The sequence below is a fragment of the Ferdinandcohnia jepli genome, assembly GCF_047246645.1.
Classification (GTDB): domain Bacteria; phylum Bacillota; class Bacilli; order Bacillales; family Bacillaceae_L; genus Ferdinandcohnia.
On record NZ_JBFOKR010000005.1, the window covers coordinates 129987 to 150451 of the forward strand.

The window sequence follows — 20465 nt, forward strand, 5'->3', positions numbered from 1 at the left end:
TATAATCCTTGTATACATAAGTGAGAGGAGGAAGAGCCTTGAATAGATGCGGTTGGGTAAATGAAGATCCACTTTATATCGAATATCATGATCATGAATGGGGAGTCCCTGTTTATGATGATCGATTGTTGTTTGAATACTTAAACTTAGAAGGTGCTCAGGCTGGTTTAAGCTGGTACACTATTTTAAAGAAAAGAGAAAACTATCGGAAGGCATTTGATAAATTTGATCCAGAGAAAATCATTACATATGATCAGAAAAAGATAGACGAACTCCTTTTAAACCCGGGAATCGTTCGCAATAAATTAAAAGTGAATGCAGTTGTTACAAACGCAAAGGCTTATTTTAAAGTGGTAGATGAGTTTGGTTCGTTTTCTTCATACATATGGTCGTTTGTTGAAGGAAAGCCTGTACAAAATCACTTTACCTCGCTAAGTGAAGTTCCAGCAACTACCGAGATAAGTGATAAACTAAGTAAAGACTTAAAAAAGCGGGGTTTCAAGTTTGTAGGTTCAACCATCTGTTATGCATTTATGCAAGCTGTCGGTATGGTGAATGACCACATCCAAAATTGTCATTGTTATGGAAAAATACAGCTAGAAAAATAAAGGAAAATAGTCCTGATTAGCGAAAATAATCATATAGATAGTACCATTTTTTTGGGGGAAGTGGGGAGGTTTATATGATGCTGCTGAAAAGTCTCAATATAGGCGTCCGTTTTTTATTAGAGCTCTGTGTGTTGGCATCTTTAGGGTATTGGGGTTTCACACTTGATAAAGGCATGTTCCTTAAATGGGGAGTTGGAATTGGTGCGCCTCTTATTGCAGCAGTTATTTGGGGAACATTCATTGCGCCTAAATCTCCATACCTTCTTGATGAACCGATGCGTTTAGTGGTGGAGATACTTATTTTCGCTGCAGCTTTTTTTGCGCTTTACTTTTCAGGAAACCAAGGATTTGCCTGGGCTCTTGCTGTAGTTGCGGTGATTAATCGTACTTTACTTGTTATTTGGAAACAATAATAGCCGGGCAACCCGGCTATTTTCTTATGTATCAAATTGAGTGCTATCTTCCTCTTCTTCCTCGTATAAATATCCTAATTCTTGTTCTCGCGAAATCATTGTGTTAGTGATATCGTGCCAGCCGGTATATCCAAACACAGTATCAAGTAGCCTTTCAAAACGATACATGCTCTTCACCTCTTTTTGGGTTAGTTTGTCCTTTTTTATTAATTATATGAATAGGTTTTTAGAGGCACATCAGTTTGTTTATAGGCTAAGTTTCTTTATAATTGAGATTATCTACGTTTATAAGGAGATTTAATATGAATAAAACAATTGGATTTATCGGCTGTGGAAAGATGGCACAGGCTATTATACAAGGGATACTTTCTTCAGAAATTGTACGAGCAGAACAAATCATTGTAAGTGCGAATACAAATGAAACATTAACTGTAGTAGAAAATAAATATTCCGTTAAAACAACTCTTGATAATAGAGAGGTTGCATCGAAAGCAGATCTGCTTTTTTTAGCAGTAAAACCAAATTTATATGCTGAGATCATAAAGGAAATTGCTGATAATGTAAAAGGAGAAACTATCATTATTACAATCGCAGCCGGTATCAGTTTAAGCTTTATTGAAAGCAACTTTGGGAAGGCAGTCAAAACTGTTCGATCAATGCCAAACACACCTTCACTAGTCGGAGAAGGAATGAGTGCGCTCTGTGTAAACGACCAAGTTACTTCTGAAGAAGTGACCGAAGTTATTAGTCTTTTCGAAGGCTTTGGCCGGGCAGAAGTGGTAGAGGAAAAGCTGATGGATGCTATTCCCGCAGTAAGCGGTTCATCTCCTGCGTATGCATATATGTTTATCGAAGCGCTAGCTGATGGAGCTGTTATGCAGGGAATTCCAAGAAATCAGGCTTATAAACTAGCCTCACAAGCTTTATTAGGTGCAGCAAAGATGGTGTTAGAAACTGGACTTCACCCAGGAGAACTAAAAGATAACGTGTGTACACCTGGTGGAGCAACCATTCAAGCAGTGGCCACATTAGAAAAGTATAATTTCCGATCAAGCATTATTTCAGCAATGGAGAGCTGTACTAAAAAATCAAAAGAACTATCGCAAGGGTAATCTAAACCAATACGGGGAGGTTAGTTAACAATGTCATGGATTCCTTTTCATTACGAAGAAACTTGGTTAAATATTGGAATCTCCATTGGAATATTCTTGTTGTTCCTTATTTTCCGGAAGTTGTTTACCAAGTATATCTTTAACCTGTTACTAAAATTAAGCAGAAAGGCACCAAGTGATTTTTTTACACATATCTTTCTAGCTTTTCAAAAACCAGTACAATGGTTATTTATCATAATTGGCATATATGTGGCTGTTGGATATTTTCCTTACATAGATCAAGATAATAGGTTATTTAATGACCTAATTCGGTCATCCATTATTTTTCTAATTGCGTGGGGATTTTTCAATCTTTCATCTTCGTCATCCTTACTGTTTCATAAAATAAATGAAAGATCTAATCTACATATTGATGCAATTCTTATTCCTTTTTTATCAAAAGCAATTCGTGTAATCATTATTGCAATTGGAATCAGCATTATTGCACAAGAATTTGATTATGATATCAATGGCTTCATTGCCGGTTTAGGTCTTGGGGGACTTGCATTTGCACTGGCTGCACAGGATGCTATTAAAAACCTGTTTGGCGGTGTCATTATAATTACTGAAAAGCCATTTTCGATTGGTGATTGGATTATGACTCCGAGTGTGGAGGGAACGGTAGAGGACATTACATTTAGGAGTACAATGGTTCGTACATTTGCTCAAGCGTTAGTAACGGTACCAAATTCTACACTTGCAAATGAAACAATTACAAACTGGAGTAAAATGGGAAAGCGACAAATATCATTTAATTTACGAGTAACTCATGAAACATCAAAGGAAAAACTGGAATCGGTTGTTGAGCAAATTAAATCATTGTTAAAAAATAATCCAGAAGTGCACCAGGAAACAATTTTTGTTACCTTTGATCAATACCAGGATAATGGTCTCGGCATCTTCTTATACTTTTTTACAAAAACGACGGTATGGGGAGAGTATTTACAAATTCGTGAGGAAATCAACTTTAAAATTTTGGATATCTTGGGCAAAGAGGGAGTATCTCTCGGGTTACCAACAAGACGTGTATATATGGAAAGTGACAGTGAGAATCTTTCTTTCGGAAATATTTCAGAGGAGGGTTCCTAATGGAGGTCTGTAATCAAGAGAACTTGGTTACAGGCTTTTTTAATGATTAGAAAGTATAAAAGTTCCAACCTATTTTTCGGTGTCTAGCTCCAGCGCCTAGCCAGTTTTCCTACCTGAATAAGCTTCTTCGAGTATCTTGCGCAAAAGCTCCGCTTTTAAGCAGCTCGAGGTCGCTTCACCCCTCCTGCGGCGGCAACGGCCTCCTCGTCAGGGTTCCAGCGCTTGTCGGACTTGCACAGGATGTGCTGACATCGACGTTCGCCACAGGACGTGGCGGTTATTTAGTCGATGTTCCTTTACCAAGGCGCTTGCGCTTTTCTAATTTTATGAGGGTAGCTATTTTTGGTTATACAAACATTTTTACAAATATTACATTTTATAGTAACAAGTACAAGCCCTCTTTCGTCTAATGGTATGACGTAACAATCCTACATTCTTCTCTGCTGCAATACTACTTTTAGCATATATTTTTTAAATATTCTGCCTAATTTCTACAAAATTCTCTTTCAACATACATTACACTATACATGAGAAGACAAACAGTTAAATTTTTACAGTAAGTAGGAATATATTCTTTTTAAAAAAATAAGATTCCTATGTAGGCTTTTCTGTAATTATTTTTTAATATTTGTTACATTTGTCCACTAATTTGGGGCGGTTTGTTACCTAGGACCTAAAAATGTAAAAAATGGGGAAAGTTCGGCTAAGTAATTTTTAAATGGGAGAGAGAGGCATGAAGAAAACAACTTTAACCTTTTTGCTGGGAGTTTTATTCATTGGTGGTTGTAGCATAGGTGAAAAGAAACAAGTGACCGTGAATTTACATGAGGTCACGCCTACAAGTTTAGAAGAGCGTAGTCAAGACTTTGTACATGAAATTGCAGTAGTCGATCCACGAGATAACAAGGTCATTGAAGTAATCAACCCAACACAATTTGAAAATGAGGAAGAACTGAAATTGAAAGCAAGTCAATTGGCTACTGAACTGGCAGCAACGATTGACAGGCCAATGATACCTGCAAAACTTAGTAATGGTGAACTAGTTGAAGGCCAGAGCAGAATGATTTTAAAAGAATCTGTATTAGTTGAGCAACTGTTAAATAAATCTGTGTATAATACACAAGTCGTGTTGCCGATAGAAGAGGTATCACCAAATGTTACTAAGGAAGCAGTTGCCGGTATTGACGAAGTCGAATTAGGAAGCTTTACAACCTATTTTGATCCTAGTGTTGAAGGCAGGGTCTTCAATATTAAGAAATCGGCAGCAGAGATTAACGAGATTGTTCTTGGACCCGGTGATCGTTTTTATTTTAACACGGTTGTAGGGAATGCCTCAAAGGCGAATGGCTACCGTCTTGCAACAGTAATCGTAAATCATGAATTTGTTCCTGGATATGGTGGGGGTGTATGTCAAACTTCGAGTACACTGTATAATGCAGTAGCAAAAGCGGGACTTGAGATTCTGGAACTTCACCACCATTCAGAGCCAGTTGGTTATGTTCCTTATGGCCAAGATGCAACAGTTGCTTACCCATATAAAGATTTCAAATTTGCTAATAACAGACCGTACCCAATTGTAATTAAAACGATTGTACAGGGCGGAACTATTGAAGTTCAAATCCGTTCAGCTGCAAATTATGTTTCGAATTAAAGAGATTCCTAGACTGTAAAAGCCAGCACTGCTGGCTTTTTTCTATGGCCTCTATGTATAATATAAATAAGTCAGAATAGTAGAAAAGGGGTTGTGAGAATTTGAGAATACTTGTCGTAGGTGCGGGAGCAGTTGGCGGTTATTTTGGCGGGCGTCTTCTTGAAAAGGGGGAAGATGTTACATTTTTAGTAAGAGCAAACAGACAAAAGCAATTACAAGAGAATGGACTTCAAATTGAGAGTGTTCATGGAGATATGAACCTGACTCCTAAAACCATACAATCAGGGGATGAGGCGGGACCTTTTGATGTAATCATTCTTTCAACGAAGCAGTATCATTTAGAAGCGGCCTTACATAGCATTGAGCCTTATGTGAATGAGAACACGATGATTTACCCGTTGTTAAATGGATTTGGTCATCTTGAGGTACTAAGATCTAAATTCAACTCAAAAAATGTAATTGGTGGACTATGCTTTATTGAGACCACACTTGATCCGAAAGGAACGATTCTACAAACCAGTCCTAGGCATATGGCGGTTTTTGGAGAATTATCAGGTGAGAAAACGGAGCGTATCCTACAATTAGAAGAGACTCTTTCTGGTACAAAAACTAATTTCCAATTAAGTGATAATATCATTCGTGATATGTGGCATAAATACATGTTTATTACTGGTTTATCAGGAATAACAACTTTAATGCGGTCACCAATTGGCCCGATACGCGAAGAAGCCAACGGTCAAAAGTTGATCTTAAACCTCTATAAAGAGATTGGTTCAGTTATGCGTGCGATTAATGCACCGATAGCTGATGACATTGAAGAAAAACATCTCGAAACAATTAACCAAATGACATATGAAATGAAATCATCAATGCAGCGCGATATGGAAAAAGGCATTCAGGTTGAAGCGGATCAACTTCAAGGATACTTATATAAAATAGCTCAAGAACACAATATCGAAACACCTTTACTTGAGGTGATTTATTCGAATTTAAAGGTGTATGAAGCGAAGAATGTATAATTTGTAGTTGGAGGTAGTGCGAAAGTGCACTACCTCTTTTGATATACGGTCGTTAAAATAGAAACACGGCCGTTAATTAGATAATACAGCTATTAATCGAGAAATACGGCCGGTACTACACAATACAGCTATTAATCTAAAAAAACGGCCGTTAATCAGAAAACCAAAAAAGCCAGCTCAATAACGAGCCGGCATCTCACCAACATACTTCGATTGAGGTCTAAAAATTCGATTATGCTCAGCTTGCTCTAGTATATGTGCTAACCAACCAACTACTCGACTTGCTGTAAACGTTGGAGTAAATAGTTCAGCAGGCATATTTACTGCTCTTAAGACAGCCGCAGCATAAAATTCAACATTCGTATAAAGCCGTCTCCCGGGTTTAAATTCCTCTAACAAACGTATTGTTGTTTCCTCAACATGTAATGCTAAATCTAACCATGGATCCTGTCCAGATAGAGTTTGAGAAATCTCCTTTAAAGCTACAGCACGTGGATCATGTGTTTTATATATACGGTGGCCAAAGCCCATAATTTTTTCTCTGTTCTCTAACTTATCCCGCAACCAAGCTTCTGCACGTTTAATCGTCCCGATATCATTTAGCATATGAATAACTTCAGTAGGTGCACCACCATGAAGCGGGCCTTTCATTGCTCCTATTGCACCTGATATTGCAGAAAGTATATCAGTTTCAGTGGATAATACGGTTCTTGCTGAAAACGTCGAAGCGTTCATACCATGTTCAAGCGTTAATATAAAATAAGCAGTAAGTGCTCGCTCTTGAGCTTCTGTTGGATAAGCGCCTTGCAACATATAAAAGTAATTGGCTACATGTGTTAGTTGGTTGTTTGGCTCTACAAATGAAGTTAAGTTATCTGAATGGAATCGATACGCAATGATGGTAGGCAAAACTGCAATTATTTTAATAGCCTGTTCAATAGTTGGTTTCCAGGCAAAAGAACCATCATCTAAAGCCGAGATAGCTGTCCGTAGTACACTCATCATTTCTGTGTTCTTCGGTATAAGGCCAATTATGTCACGGACATGTGTAGGAATATTGCGGTGTTGCTTCAACTCATTTGTGAACATAAGAAGTTCACTTTCCGATGGAAGTTTGCCATATAATAATAGATATGCACTTTCTTCGAATGTAAAATGAAGGGCAAGTTCCTTTGCCCATTGTCCTCTATAAACGAGGTATCCGTTTTCTCCATCAACTAAACTGATTTCGGTTTCTGCCGCAATAATTCCTTCTAATCCTGTAACCTTTGCCATGTAAATCCCCTCCTAAAACTATTTCTTTACTATTACTTTACAACATTCATTTGATTATGAATAATAAATAATAACTGATAAATTGATTATGAAATATAATCAAAAAGGAGGTTTTTTTTGGATATCAAATGGTTAAAAACATTTATTACGGCAGCTTCAACTGAAAACTTCCACGAAACTGCTGAAAAGCTATATATTGCACAACCAACCGTAACTGTCCATATTAAACAATTAGAAAACGTTGTCGGAGCAAGTCTGTTTGAAAAAAGAGGCCGAAATATCTTTCTTACTACAGCTGGAAAACGGTTTTATCCATATGCCCGTAATATATTAGAGAGTTTTGAGACAGGAATAGGGGATATTGAGGCATGGCGGCAAGGATACGATCAGAAAATTACATTGGCTGTTTCTCCACTAATTGCAGCTTCGATTTTACCGAATCTAATTCGAATTTTTATGAAGAAGCACCCAACCATTGAGATCGCAATTAATGTAGTCGAATCAGCAATTATCGGGGAAACCGTTAGAGCAGGAAAGGCAGACCTAGGGCTATCGAGAATGAGTCATGATACTGGAGTTAGTAGCTTTAAATTATATGATGACCCTGTTCGACTTATTGTACCTCATGATGGGGGAGATGCGGAAACTGCGTTACCAATCGATTTTGAAAAAATAATTCATGAACATATGGTATTCTCACACAATCACCCAGTATATTGGGATGAATTGCTACTATACATAAAACAAAGGTTTCCAAGGGTACGTTCAATGGTAGTATCTCAAGTTAATGTGACAAAACGGTTCATAGAAGAGGGTCTTGGCATTTCTTTTTTGCCACACTCAACTGTTACAAGAGAAATACTGGAAGGAAGAGTTCTTGAGGTTGATACGGACGGATTTGAGCTACCGATTGCAGCAACATATGTTGTTACAAACAATCCGTCTGAGGAAACAGGCTTATTCCAAAAATATCTTCAAGACTATTATTCGCTTGCATAAAAGACCCCCTTATACAAAAAGGGGGTCTAAACTTATCCTATAACTTTTACGGATGGTTCAACAATAACTTCAACATTTCCTTTTAAAGTTTGTGAAATAAAGCAGGCTCTTTCAGCACGATGCGCAAGTTGCTCTAGTTTTTCAACAAGTTCCTTGTCGGCTTGCGTAACTGAAATCACTGGTTTATGTGTGATTTTTTCAAATACCAAACGTTTACCATCTTTTCGAACAGTACCTTCTGATGTAACATCAAGCCTTATGTATTCTATTTCTCTATTTGATAAAACCGCAGCTAATGTAATCATATAGCAGGTTGTAGCTGAAGATATCAGTAATTCCTCAGGATTTGTTCCGTTCCCCGGTCCGTCTAATTCCTTCGGAGCAGAAACGACAGTTTGTAAACCGTTTGTTGAAATGGTACCTTCTCCATTTCGATTTCCAGTCCATGTACCTTTTACAGTAAAAGCAGCTGTCATTGTTTTCATTCCTTTCATAGTTTTCTGAATTCCTACTTTTAATTATAATCGTATAGACGTCTAACACGAAAGGTATCTGTTTGAAACGGTACAAAAAAATTGACCTCCTAGAATGGAGGAAACGCAAAAAGCTGGATCCGGAAACCGGAACCAGCCTAGATTACAAAGGGAATGCCACAATTGCCGTCCCCATATTGTTTCACAACCTGCACTCTCACAGGTGGGTGTTCGCATAGGCAGCGTCATCTTCCATATTCGAGATGGCCTGATGTTGCTGCAAAATCTCTTGAACTCCCTAAAATCTAGTATTCGGTTGAAACAATAGTAGGAAACAAACATTACAGCATTTGTTGATGTCTCTATAGTAACAAAAACAAACCTAGATAAAAATAGTTGGTTATTTCCAAGTTTGGTTGGTAGAGGAATGAAAGTAATTCCTATTACTTTCAATTCATCATATAATAGGTGTAAAGGTAGGTGGAGATCATGGAAAGTATTGATTTTACATTTACAACTAGTGATGACATCATTGTTTTTTGTAAAAAATGGATAGATATTGGCAACACGAATCCAAAGGGTATTATTCAAATTGCGCATGGAATGGCTGAGCATATCGCACGTTATGATTTATTTGCTACTAATTTAGTAAACGCGGGGTATATTGTTTACGGAAATGACCATCGTGGGCATGGAAAAACAGGAAAAGAAACAAATAGTATCGGATATTTTGCGGATGAGAACGGGTTTGATAGAGTCGTTGAAGATATGCATCAATTAACAGCACTTATTAAAAAAGAGCATCCAGCTATTCCGATTTTTTTATTAGGCCATAGTATGGGCTCTTTCTTAACAAGAAGATATATACAGCTTTACGGAAATCAGATTGCAGGGGTGCTCCTATCAGGTACAGGGGGAAATCCTGGATTTATCGGTAAAATTGGGATGGCAATTGCTAAACGGGAAATGAAACGAAAAGGCGGGCAAACACAAAGTCCATTAATGAATAAACTGACATTTGGAAGTTATAACAAAAGCTTTAAGTCAGCTCGAACTGAATTTGATTGGCTTACAAGAGATGAAAAAGAAGTTGACAAATACATCGAGGATCCACTTTGTGGAGGGATTTTCACGGCGGGATTTTATTACGACCTTTTAACAGGTATCTCTACCATTTATAACGATGAGGAAAATAAGAAAGTTCCACTAGATTTACCGATCTTTTTACTATCTGGTGATAAAGACCCCGTTGGTAATTTTTCAAAGGGTGTCCTTCAAGCGAGTGAAGTATATAAAAAGCTCGGTATAAAGGATGTTTCTGTAAAGTTATACAAAGAAGGTAGACATGAAATATTAAATGAAATTAATAAGGAAGAAGTCTATCGTGATATCATCGACTGGCTGAATACCAGACTGGTTAAAAGTGAAAAGAAGCATTCTTCATAAAGAAGAATGCTTCAAAGAGGTGTTAGGGGTGGATACTTGTGGATTCAGCATACACACACAGAGATTAATACATATAGAACGCGCCAACGATAACTAGTAGGATAAATAGTACTACGATTAGCGCAAAGCTGTTGTTGTTGTTTCCTCCATCATAACCCATAAGTAGCACCTCCTTTTTACATGGGGTACTATAAAATATGCGATAACTTGTTTTATGAAATGGACAAATATGGAGTTACAGAAAAAGAGGTATTTCACATGGTATGCACATGAAATACCTCTTTTATATTTATATATTTCCTAATTTATATATAGCATGTGCATAGATAGCAGTTGCCTTCAGCAAATCCTCAATTTCAATATATTCATCTTTTTGATGAGCAGTCATCACTTTTCCTGGGAACAAAGCTCCAAATGCAACTCCGTTTTCCATAAAACGTGCATAGGTTGCACCACCTGTTGATAATAGAGTAGGTTCCTCGTGGGTTTCAAGGAAATAAACCTCCTGAAGAGCCCTAATCATTGGAGAATCCTTAGGTACATGGTGAGGTTCCTTTGATGCGAGTGAAGCAACTGTAAAGCCGTATGTTTCTACTGTATTTGTTAATGTTTCAATGGTTTCATTATAGTTTGTTAACACAGGACAGCGAATATTAAGATGCACTTCTGAAAGTTCTGGATTAAACTTGAAAATACCAGCATTTACGGTTAAAGGACCAGTTATTTCATCAGTAAAAACAATTCCTAAACCTTCACCCTTATGTTGGTTGTATAAGGCTTTTGTAATAAATTGAATGTATTGATTAGCATGTTCGCTGAAAGAAAGCTCCTGAAGGAAAAAAGCTAATTCAAATCCAGCATTTAGTCCTTTTTCAGGCTCCATTCCGTGCGCAGAGACGCCATTCAATAAGAGTATCGTTTTTCGATCCTCGTTTGAATATGTATATTCCAAACCTTTTTCTTTGCAGTATTGGATAAATTTCGAAACGATAGAGTCATGGTCTCCTTCAATAACTGCTTCAGCTTGATCAGGAACCATATTTCCTTTTTCTCCTGCAATGAACGAAAGGAGGTTACAATCTCCTTGAGTCTCCGACTGTCCGTCTTTTTGTTCCAGTTTCACATTAATTTGCCCCTTTTCGGCATGAATGATTGGAAAAACGGCGTCTGGCGCAAATCCTGCCAATGGCATTTTTTCTACCTCTGTATATTTCTTCATACAGCTCATACCACTTTCTTCATCCGTTCCAAATATAATACGGATATTGTGTTTAAGTGGAAGACCCAATTCTTTTACAACTTTTAACCCGTAAAATGCTGCCAAAGTTGGACCTTTGTCATCAATTGCACCGCGAGCAAAAAGCTTTCCATCTCGGATAGCAGGCTCAAATGGCGGCGTTGTCCAATCACCAGTTGCTGGAACAACATCTAAATGACAGAGAACTCCTATATACTCATCTGCTTTTGAAGGACTATACTCGGCATACCCAACCATTCCCTCTATGTTGGTCGTTTCTAAGCCAGCCTTTTCTGAAATCGAAAGCATCGTTTCTAGTGCTTCTCCAATTTTATTTCCCATTGGCCTATTGTCTGTTTTGGTTTGAAGATCCTTTACACTATCAATTCGAAGAATCGTTTGAAGATCATTTAGTAAATCATCTTTTCGTTTTAGGACCTCATTGTAAAAATTCAAGTTAACACCCCATTTTGTTAAATTATATTGCTATCATAATCATACCAATTTTATCAATATTTCGGAACGAAGAACTAACTGTGGCAAATGACCTAAAGGTCAGACTTTGTATGTACCTTAAGTAATAGAGCAGCCATAATAACCTATAGTGATAAATAACTGTTTTATAGTTTTACACTATTTTAATATTGTCTAAACATGGGGTCTGTATCATTAATAGAGTGTAAAACAATTTGTTGTAGGAGGATCAAGATGAAAAAACGAACTGCTCGAACGTTTATAAGTTTTCTAGCAATTTTTACTTTAATTCTATCAAACTTTTCAACAATGTTTACTTCGACTGCACAAGCAGAAGAAAATGTAATCACTGTAAGCGAAGCGATTGCTAACAACAGTGGGAGTGCTACTGTTGAGGGGTATGTGGTAGGGCATACGAAATCAACGAATAGTTATGATTTTGAGGCGCCTTTTGCAAATGACCATAACATTGCAATTGCTGACTCTCCAACTGAACGAGACCCAAGTAAGATTATGCCTGTTCAAGTTACAAGTAATTTTAGGGGAGAGTTTGCATTATTAGAAAATCCGGACTTAGTGGGTAAGAAGATTCATGTAACAGGTAGTTTAGAAGCGTACTTTACTGTTCCTGGACTAAAAAGCCCAACTTCATTTGAACTAGTAGACGGTAATTCCGAACCAGACCCTGATGTACCCCTAGAAACAATTTCAATTACTGAGGCAAAGTCCAAAAGAGGGGAAACTGTTCAGGTAGAGGGAGTTGTTACAGCTGACAATACAGCTATTGGCGGTGGCAAACTATCAACTTACATACAAGATGAAACAGCAGGTATTAACGTTTTTGCATTTGACGCTTCTCAATTTGAGAATTTAGATGAAGGCGACCTTGTAAAAATTCAAGGAAACATAACAGCATATCGAGGGCTAACAGAAATTGAGCCTGACAGTATTGAGATTCTTGAAGTGGGGCAAGCACTACCAAAACCTACTACTCTAACAATCTCACAAATGCAGGATGCTAGTATAGCAGAACATTTAGAAGGATCATTAGTCCATGTAAATGGATTTGTTAAAGATATTCCAGGCTCACCAGCAGGTGGCGGATATAATATTTCGTTTGTTGATGCTGACTTAAATACGACAACTCTTCGTGTAATGGAAGGATCATTGGATGTTAGCCAACTAGAGGAAGGTAAATGGTATGATGTTACGGCTATTTTAAGCCAATATGATTCTTATCAGCTTATTCCAAGAAAACAAACAGATCTTCAAGTCGCAGCAGAACAACCTGAAGCTCCATCACCAGCAGGAGTATATGAATCTACTGTTGCTAGTGTGGTAGATGGCGACACCATTCATTTATCAACTCCTGTTCTGGGAACAACAAAAGTTCGTTACGTAAATATCGATACACCAGAAACCTATCATAAACCTGAAGGTGAACTGGATCAAAATCAGTTAGATCATGGTAATGCTGCAAAAGCACACCTTAATGAAATCCTTAAACCTGGCGATGCAGTTCTTTTAAAAGTTGGAGAAGAGGCAACTGATGATTATGGACGTTTATTAGCACAGGTTATTCGTAAATCTGATAACCTAAATACAAATCTTGATATGGTACAACAAGGTTATGCTTCTACCTATTTCTTATGGCCAATTGGAGATGAAGCGGATTACAATCTGTTCCAAGCTACTGTAAAAGAAGCTAAGGATGCAGGAAAAGGAATTTGGAATCATGAGGATCCACTTCTTGAATTGCCATTTGAATTCCGTGCAAGAGAGCAAGGCAAAGGATTACTACGTTATGTAGGTAATTCGGATACTAAGGAATATGTACTTCCTGAGGACTTTGAAGATGTACCAGTTGAAAAACGAATTTTCTTTGCAAGTGCACAAGAAGCTGAAGAAAATGGATATGTACCAGTTAATGGTGCAGAAAATGATAATCTACAAGTGCAATTACTAGGTGTAAATGATTTACACGGGAAAATTGATGTAACTGGCAATGTGGATGGTGTGAATTACGGAAGAATGGATTATTTAGCTTCAAACTTGCGTGAGCGAGAAGCTACTAATCCTAACACATTAATTGTTCATTCTGGAGATATGGTTGGTGGAAGTTCGCCAGTTTCAGCACTTTTACAGGATGAGCCAACAGTAGAGATGATGGAATCAATCGGATTTGATGTTGGAACTGTAGGAAACCATGAATTTGATGAAGGTGTAGCTGAAATGCTTCGCTTAATCAATGGTGGAGAGCATGAAAATGGGACTCCTAATTATGATGGTATTGACTTTCCAATGGTAGCAGCCAATGTAGAATATAAGGATACAAACGAATTAGTTCTTGATCCGTATACAATCTTACAAGTAGATGGTGAAAAAATTGGATTTATTGGTGTAGCTACTGTAGACACACCAAATATGATTATTGCAAAAGGCAATGAGAACGTAGAATTTACTGATGAAGTAGAAGCAATAAATAAATTTGTTCCTGAACTACAGGCTGAAGGAGTAGAGGCAATTGTAGTTTTAGCGCATGTACCTGGAAATCAATCTGGGGAAACTGCTTCAGGTGATATTGCAAGGATTGCAACGGAAGTAAACGATGCAGTTGATGTTATTTTTGCAGCTCACAATCATGTGAAGGTAAATGCTGTTGTTGATAATAAACTAATCGTTCAAGCATGGGAATATGGTAAGGCGTTTGCCGATGTTGACCTAGAAATTGATCGTGCAACTGGTGACATTGTCAAAAAGTCAGCTGAAATTGTAGATGTTGTCCAAGAAGGCGTAACTCCAGACCCAGAGGTTGAGGGGCTTTTAAACAAGTATCTTGAAGAAGTTGGTCCAAAACTTAATGAAGTTATTGGTGTAGCTGCTTTTGATATGACAGGTGGCTATGCAACAAAAGGTGAAATTGGTGATAATGCACTTGGTAACCTGATTGCTGACGGAATGATTGCCGCAATGAATAGTGACTTTGCATTAATGAATGGCGGAGGAATCCGTGATGACCTTAATGTTGGTGACATCACCTGGAATGAGCTTTTTAATATCCAACCTTTTGGTAATACATTAGTTAAACTTGAAATTACCGGCGATGAGCTTAAACAAGTACTAAATACGCAATTTAGCAGCTATGGCCCTGATGTGAGTGTAGGTGGTTTCAGTTATACATGGGACCCTTCACTTGGAGAATGGGGAGAGGTAGTCGACATTTTCTTAAAAGATGGTTCAAAAATTGATTCAAATGGAACATACACTGTTACAGTAAACAACTATATGTATCCACATAGCAGTGATAAATATCGATTACTAGAGCTTGGTGAAAATCCAGTTCAAGGTCCAGACGATTTACAGGCAACGGTTGACTTTGTCAGAGGCTATGATGGTCCGATTGCTTATGAGGCTGAAGGCCGTATTTCTGAGGTAACAGTTGTGGCTGACACAGTTACACCTGTAACAACAGCAATTGTACCAGAAGCAGATCTTTCAACTAGTCAGTATGTAGAAAAAATCGAAGTCGAGTTGAATGCAACTGATGAGGAATCAGGAGTTCAATATATAGAATATAGTTTAGATCAAGGAATTACATGGACTCAATATGGTGAAGGCATTACAATTTCCGGTGAAGGTACTCATACTCTGCTTTTCAGAGCAGTAGATAACCAAGGGAATGTGGAAGCAGCAAAATCACTTGTGGTTGATGTTATTGCAGCTAATCTTGAAAACACAATAGAGCTAGTTCATGCAGCAGACGGCAATAAGGGTATTAAAAACTCACTTGTTGTTCAGATTCGTAATTCAGAGAAAGCATTCGATAAAAATGAAGCAAAAGGCTATACACAACTAGTAAAACTAAGCGAAAAAGTTAGCAAACTTGATGAGAAGCATCTAGAAATTGAAGGCAAAAACGATATCATCTTTATGTTAGATTACATCGTTAAACACCAAACAATTAACTAAACGAAAACAACATCCTCTTAAGTAGGGGATGTTGTTTTTTATCCTGCTTCCTTTTCCTTCAGGCGTAGCCTTTTCATCGAGTGAAGTACAAAATGGACAAGCATATATATACAATATGTGAATAAAATTAATAACCCAATCATCTCATGGTGAAGTAGCTTTAAACCTAAGCTTATTCCAGTTGCGATATACAAACCAGCAAGGAAGTAACGTACCTGTGTATCTTCGTAAACATTGGTAACCCTCGCTCCTAGTTGCCCACCAACTAAAGCTCCAATAATTAAACATCCGATGACCCAATAATCAAGCTGAATTGATGATGCGTAAGAGGCAAATCCAGCTATAACGATCATTAAGACCCCGAGCAAGCTTGTACCAACCGCATATTTAGGTTGAAAAGCCAGGACACTCATTAATAACGGAACAATAATGAATCCACCGCCTACGCCTAATGCCGTCGAGATAAATCCGGCAAATGCGCCAATGAAGACAATTTTAAGATAGGTATTCTTGGAGTGCTTTGCGGTTACCTGTGTTTGAGACTTTGTCATAAGAATTGATATTGAAAAATAAAGAATCAACGCCAAATACATGATTGGAATAACGGTATCTTCAAGTTGATAACGCTCTAAAAAGAGAACAAATGGATATGCAAGCTGTGTCGTAACGATACCACTAATACCTAAAACAACTGACGTTTCCCACTTAATGTTCCCTAACCGTAGATGTGCAACAACACCCGACAGGGAGGTAGCAACTGTATATAAGAGACTTGTTGCGATTGCTATGACAGGAGAAAAGCCCATTAAGATGAGGGTGGGGGTTAAAATAAATCCACCGCCAATTCCAAAGAAGCCGGACATCACTCCAATACATAGTCCTAATATGAGATAAATCATTAAATCCTGCAAAGATGGTCTCCTTTCGTTAACATTCTCAATATGATAAGTATATAAAAAGAAACAAGGTCTTGTATGTGTACAGGTCCTGAATTTTTTACAAATGGTTGTTTATACCTCGAAAATAGATGGGGTATCTAAAAAGGGTGCCTCACATTCAATGATGTCATTCGTAATTGGATGCCGCAGCCTTATTTTAGCAGCATGTAAAGCCTGACGGTGAATAACTGGTTTACCGCCATATAATGTATCACCAAGAAGTGGATACCCCATATCGCTCATATGGACACGAATTTGATGAGTTCTACCTGTTTGAAGCTCTAACTCTATAAGGGATGCTTCTTTATTAGGTATGGTTTTTAGTAGTTTGAACGTAGTAATTGCTCTTTGACCAGTCGGTGAAACTCTTCTTCTTGTAGGATGATGGCGATCACGACCGATTGCTTTGTCAATCACACCTTTTTTCTGTTTCACAATTCCATGAACCAGAGCCAGATAAGTACGCTTAATTTCTCTATTTTCTAAACGGCGATCTAAAATAGCAGAAGCAAGCTTATGCTTTGCAAACAAAACAGCTCCTGTTGTATCACGATCTAGTCTATGAATATGGCGGACCTTAGTTTGAACGCCATTTAGTTGAAAATGATAAGCAATAACATTTGCCAAAGTTCCTAATTGGCCTTTTTCATTAGGATGAGTATCCATTCCAGCAGGTTTATTAACTATAAGTATATGGTCATCCTCGTATAAGATATGTATGTTTTCCGTATATTCCGGTTCTACTCCATACTCTTCTTCGGTAAATAGATGAAGCAAAAGCCTATTGTTTTTCCTAACAATAGTATTAAACAGAGTGACTTCTCCATTAAGCTTTACACTTTTATCCATTCGAAATTGATGCAGCATTTGTTTTGGGATGCCCCAACTATCTTTAAGAATAGATTCAATTGATAATCCATCCCAGTCTTGGGGAATTAGTATCTCGAGCCATTCACCAATTTTAGTTATTTCCAAAAAAATCACCTTCATTTACCATGTAAAATTATAATTGGCAGTAGACATTGCTAATTTTCTTCAGTATATCGAAAGGGATATGGAAAAGAAAGAGAGAAGTGGCTAATCAGGAAAGACTTACCTTACCACAAGCTGTGTAGCCTATGTTATCCTAGTGTTAATTAACAATATGGAGATATAAGGTGGGTTTAACATTGAGAATCGTAGTAGCATCAACTCCTGAGCAGGAACATCATATCGAGGAGCTAATCAATTACATGTATTCTTCAATCTTTCCTATTTATTTTGAAGATGACTACATTGTAAAACTCGAAAAACTAAATGTATTAGCACCTAAAGAGGAAGACGTCTACTATAACAGAACATTAGACAAAGCTTTTAAGGTAATTTCTAGCTTGCAAGCCATTATTGCGGTATTAGAAACTGTTAAGTATGAGGGTTTCGAGGATAGCCACGAAGAAATCTTTTTAAAGAATGCACAGACATTAAATGATTATGGCTATTCTTTTCCATTTACAATTAATGAGTTCCAAAGTGTAAATCACGAAGTACTTAGTAAGTACTCCAAGCCCGCAAATCAATACTTAGCTTAATACATAAAGGTTGGTGACCTTTAAAAATGAAAAATCCCTGCTCACAATGAGTAGGGATTTTTTAGTAAGGGTCGTATATTATTTTTCTGACTCAGATGAAGCTAGCGCAGCTTCAAACCATTTTTTAAAGCTATCCGGATCTTCTTGGTACCCAACTAAACGTGATACCTCTTCACCATTTTCGAAATGAACTAAAGTTGGTGTTGATTGTATGCCATAAGTGTTCCAGCCATCTTCGAACTCAAGTAAATTGTATTTCTTAAGATCAAGGCCGATTTCGTCTGTCATAGGTACAATCTCAGGAGTTGTTTTTTTACACCATTCACAGGTAGGGCTGTAAAAGTAAACAGTTACTGATTCACCATTGTTTAGTTTTTCTTCAAGTTCTTCAGGTAAGATTTGATTTCCGTAATTCTCATCATCAAGTTGATCAATTGTAGCCTGTTCAAGATTATCTTTGCCGTATGGGTTACCCTCTACCTTTTGCTTATTCTGTGAAGTAGTTATAAATGCAAGAGCTCCAAATAAACCAACAATAATTACTGTGAATATTATTAATTTTTTCAAGTTTATTTACCTTCTTTCATTTTTTTTAGAGTTAAGAAGCTTGTGATTGCAATAATCGTAAAACCGGTCAGTGCTAAGAAAGGGATTGTTACAAACCCAAACCAGTTAATATATTGACTTGTACAAGGAACAACTCCACAAGACATGGAATGCTCACCTAAGAAGGACACTTTTTGAATGAGATAGTGGTAAACCGAAATTGACCCGCCTATTAGTGAAAGAACAAATGTATAAAGAGCAATTGTGTAGTTTTTCTTTATAATTCCTATTAGTAAAATAATAACGAGTGGGTACATGAAAATACGTTGGTACCAGCATAATTCGCAAGGAATATATTTTTTTATCTCTGAAAAATAAAGGCTTCCTAATGTAGAAATCAACGCTGCAGCGAATGCTATAAATAAATATGATTCAAGTGCCTTTTCGTTTGTTTTAGAATCCACAACTTTACCTCATTCCATAAGTATATATCTCAAATTATAGTATCAAATATACTTGATGTAAATTAGAAAAGCTTTCGTCATAGATTATTCACGAATTTATAGAGCCAGATAGGGTACCGAAGGTAGGAGTTGGTCACTCATAGAGGTGATGAAAGCCCTTATAAAGAATAAAGACATAGTGAGGTCACTCATAGAGTGATGAAAGCCCTCATGAAGAAAAAAACACACTTATGAATATTTTATATGTAATAAGTCCATTGATGAATACCAGCTTTTTTATAGTTTTTCTCTAGAGTATTTCTTATGACTTTTGTTGTTATTAAATTATTACTCCAGTCTTGAACTACCTTTGTAGTTAGACTTTTTGTAGGGAAAAGGAGTTTAATTTCTTTTACATTTCTTAATACTACAAGTTCATTCCTTTCTTTTTGACCACACTCCAGACAAGTACAAGAATACCTCTCAGCTTCAACCGAAAACGAACCACACATAGAACAGGTAATTCCCTTTTTAATTTGGTCGTATTTATAAGATGGCAATGAGTTATATGGTGATTCATCCAAATGTATGGATATCAGCTTTTCAGCTAGTTTATGATGTTGATTAGTGATGTTATAAGGTAACTCATCCAAGTCATTTATGTGGCGTTTTAATTGTGTTGGAAAGATAAATGGTTTATTTAGAGGAGTTTGGTATAAAGTAAATTCGGGGTTGATAAACACAATCGAAGCTTTGACAGCAAAGTTAAATCCAAGTTGCTTTAGTAATTGTCGTAATAGCGTTTCGCTTTTATTTAATTGAAGCAATGGATTAATAATTTCCGTTTTGGGACTCTTGTAAAGTTTGTCCGCTTCGAAAAAGTAATCTCCATCTAAATTTTTCACCTCATAGAAAAGTAGATTATTTGAGTGGATGATAACTGAATCAATCTGGAACAAAGTGTTGTTGTATTTGAGGAGTAGATCATTTAATACAATGCACTTATTAGTAAGTTTTTCTGTAAATGAGTCAAATAAAACCTCCCCTTCGTATCCCTTTTTTAAATTGAGATAGTGCTGTTTCTCTTTTTCTGATAAACTCATCCTCAAGTTTAAAGATTCTAAAATTAGTAGTTCATTTGATTTTGTACGAACCTTATGAAGCAT

Annotated in this window: 20 protein-coding genes and 1 other RNA gene; 10 read left to right on the plus strand and 11 right to left on the minus strand. The window is 37.0% G+C overall.

The annotated features are described in order from the left end of the window. Positions 1–38 precede the first annotated feature (38 nt). Both AB3M96_RS06810 and AB3M96_RS06815 read left to right on the plus strand, forming a co-directional pair. Positions 39–608 (plus strand): DNA-3-methyladenine glycosylase I, encoded by a 570-nt coding sequence (locus AB3M96_RS06810; RefSeq protein WP_412966822.1) that lies wholly within the window; start codon positions 39–41, stop codon positions 606–608. 77 nt (positions 609–685) lie between these two features. Further along, positions 686–1021, plus strand: coding sequence for a YrdB family protein (locus AB3M96_RS06815; protein WP_412966823.1), 336 nt, complete (start codon positions 686–688; stop codon positions 1019–1021). 24 nt (positions 1022–1045) lie between these two features. Here the strand turns inward: AB3M96_RS06815 and AB3M96_RS06820 are convergent, their stop codons facing one another. After that, positions 1046–1189, minus strand: coding sequence for a hypothetical protein (locus AB3M96_RS06820; RefSeq protein WP_412966824.1), 144 nt, complete (start codon positions 1187–1189; stop codon positions 1046–1048). A 134-nt stretch (positions 1190–1323) separates the two neighbouring features. On the opposite strand from AB3M96_RS06820, the gene proC reads away from it, so the two are divergent. The 4 genes from proC (at position 1324) to AB3M96_RS06840 (ending at position 5931) form a co-directional block, all read left to right on the plus strand. Beyond that, positions 1324–2133: a pyrroline-5-carboxylate reductase gene (gene proC, locus AB3M96_RS06825; RefSeq protein WP_412966825.1), complete on the plus strand. Its 810-nt coding sequence runs from the start codon at positions 1324–1326 to the stop codon at positions 2131–2133. A gap of 30 nt (positions 2134–2163) precedes the next feature. Then, the gene (locus AB3M96_RS06830) at positions 2164–3261 is read left to right on the plus strand and encodes a mechanosensitive ion channel family protein (protein ID WP_412966826.1); all 1098 of its coding nucleotides are present in this window, start codon (positions 2164–2166) and stop codon (positions 3259–3261) included. 733 nt (positions 3262–3994) lie between these two features. Next, complete coding sequence (locus AB3M96_RS06835) at positions 3995–4912, plus strand: VanW family protein (protein WP_412966827.1); 918 nt, start codon at positions 3995–3997, stop codon at positions 4910–4912. A gap of 101 nt (positions 4913–5013) precedes the next feature. Next, complete coding sequence (locus AB3M96_RS06840) at positions 5014–5931, plus strand: ketopantoate reductase family protein (RefSeq protein ID WP_412966828.1); 918 nt, start codon at positions 5014–5016, stop codon at positions 5929–5931. A gap of 177 nt (positions 5932–6108) precedes the next feature. Here AB3M96_RS06840 and AB3M96_RS06845 read toward each other — a convergent pair whose 3' ends face one another. Further along, positions 6109–7206, minus strand: a complete 1098-nt coding sequence (locus AB3M96_RS06845; RefSeq protein ID WP_412966829.1) for a citrate/2-methylcitrate synthase — start codon at positions 7204–7206, stop codon at positions 6109–6111. A gap of 117 nt (positions 7207–7323) precedes the next feature. On the opposite strand from AB3M96_RS06845, the gene AB3M96_RS06850 reads away from it, so the two are divergent. Beyond that, a complete protein-coding gene (locus AB3M96_RS06850; protein WP_412966830.1) occupies positions 7324–8205 on the plus strand; it encodes a LysR family transcriptional regulator in 882 nt (293 codons plus the stop codon). A gap of 32 nt (positions 8206–8237) precedes the next feature. On the opposite strand, the gene AB3M96_RS06855 is transcribed toward AB3M96_RS06850, so the two are convergent. Then, the gene (locus AB3M96_RS06855) at positions 8238–8690 is read right to left on the minus strand and encodes an OsmC family protein (protein WP_412966831.1); all 453 of its coding nucleotides are present in this window, start codon (positions 8688–8690) and stop codon (positions 8238–8240) included. A gap of 158 nt (positions 8691–8848) precedes the next feature. Then, positions 8849–9031: non-coding RNA, 6S RNA (gene ssrS / locus AB3M96_RS06860), on the minus strand. A 136-nt stretch (positions 9032–9167) separates the two neighbouring features. On the opposite strand from ssrS, the gene AB3M96_RS06865 reads away from it, so the two are divergent. Further along, complete coding sequence (locus tag AB3M96_RS06865) at positions 9168–10124, plus strand: alpha/beta hydrolase (protein WP_412966832.1); 957 nt, start codon at positions 9168–9170, stop codon at positions 10122–10124. Positions 10125–10188: 64 nt separating this feature from the next. On the opposite strand, the gene AB3M96_RS06870 is transcribed toward AB3M96_RS06865, so the two are convergent. Further along, entirely contained in the window at positions 10189–10284 is a 96-nt protein-coding gene (locus tag AB3M96_RS06870; protein ID WP_412966833.1) for a YjcZ family sporulation protein, read from the minus strand. A gap of 129 nt (positions 10285–10413) precedes the next feature. Then, positions 10414–11817: a dipeptidase PepV gene (pepV, locus tag AB3M96_RS06875; protein ID WP_412966834.1), complete on the minus strand. Its 1404-nt coding sequence runs from the start codon at positions 11815–11817 to the stop codon at positions 10414–10416. 252 nt (positions 11818–12069) lie between these two features. Here pepV and AB3M96_RS06880 point away from each other — a divergent pair, with 252 nt between their 5' ends. Continuing rightward, the gene (locus AB3M96_RS06880) at positions 12070–15804 is read left to right on the plus strand and encodes a 5'-nucleotidase C-terminal domain-containing protein (protein ID WP_412966835.1); all 3735 of its coding nucleotides are present in this window, start codon (positions 12070–12072) and stop codon (positions 15802–15804) included. Between the two features lie 38 nt (positions 15805–15842). Here AB3M96_RS06880 and AB3M96_RS06885 read toward each other — a convergent pair whose 3' ends face one another. Together AB3M96_RS06885 and AB3M96_RS06890 are read right to left on the minus strand one after the other, a co-directional pair. Beyond that, positions 15843–16715 (minus strand): sulfite exporter TauE/SafE family protein, encoded by an 873-nt coding sequence (locus tag AB3M96_RS06885; RefSeq protein ID WP_412966836.1) that lies wholly within the window; start codon positions 16713–16715, stop codon positions 15843–15845. 99 nt (positions 16716–16814) lie between these two features. Continuing rightward, positions 16815–17717 carry an RluA family pseudouridine synthase gene (locus tag AB3M96_RS06890; protein WP_412966837.1) on the minus strand — a complete coding sequence of 301 codons (903 nt, stop codon included), beginning with the start codon at positions 17715–17717 and terminating at the stop codon, positions 16815–16817. 194 nt (positions 17718–17911) lie between these two features. Here AB3M96_RS06890 and AB3M96_RS06895 point away from each other — a divergent pair, with 194 nt between their 5' ends. Beyond that, complete coding sequence (locus AB3M96_RS06895) at positions 17912–18310, plus strand: DUF5365 family protein (protein ID WP_412966838.1); 399 nt, start codon at positions 17912–17914, stop codon at positions 18308–18310. A 78-nt stretch (positions 18311–18388) separates the two neighbouring features. Here AB3M96_RS06895 and AB3M96_RS06900 read toward each other — a convergent pair whose 3' ends face one another. From AB3M96_RS06900 to AB3M96_RS06910, 3 genes are all read right to left on the minus strand, one after another. Continuing rightward, a complete protein-coding gene (locus AB3M96_RS06900; protein ID WP_412966839.1) occupies positions 18389–18877 on the minus strand; it encodes a thioredoxin family protein in 489 nt (162 codons plus the stop codon). A gap of 2 nt (positions 18878–18879) precedes the next feature. Then, positions 18880–19320: a disulfide oxidoreductase gene (locus AB3M96_RS06905; RefSeq protein WP_412966840.1), complete on the minus strand. Its 441-nt coding sequence runs from the start codon at positions 19318–19320 to the stop codon at positions 18880–18882. A 239-nt stretch (positions 19321–19559) separates the two neighbouring features. Next, entirely contained in the window at positions 19560–20465 is a 906-nt protein-coding gene (locus tag AB3M96_RS06910; RefSeq protein WP_412966841.1) for a nuclease-related domain-containing protein, read from the minus strand.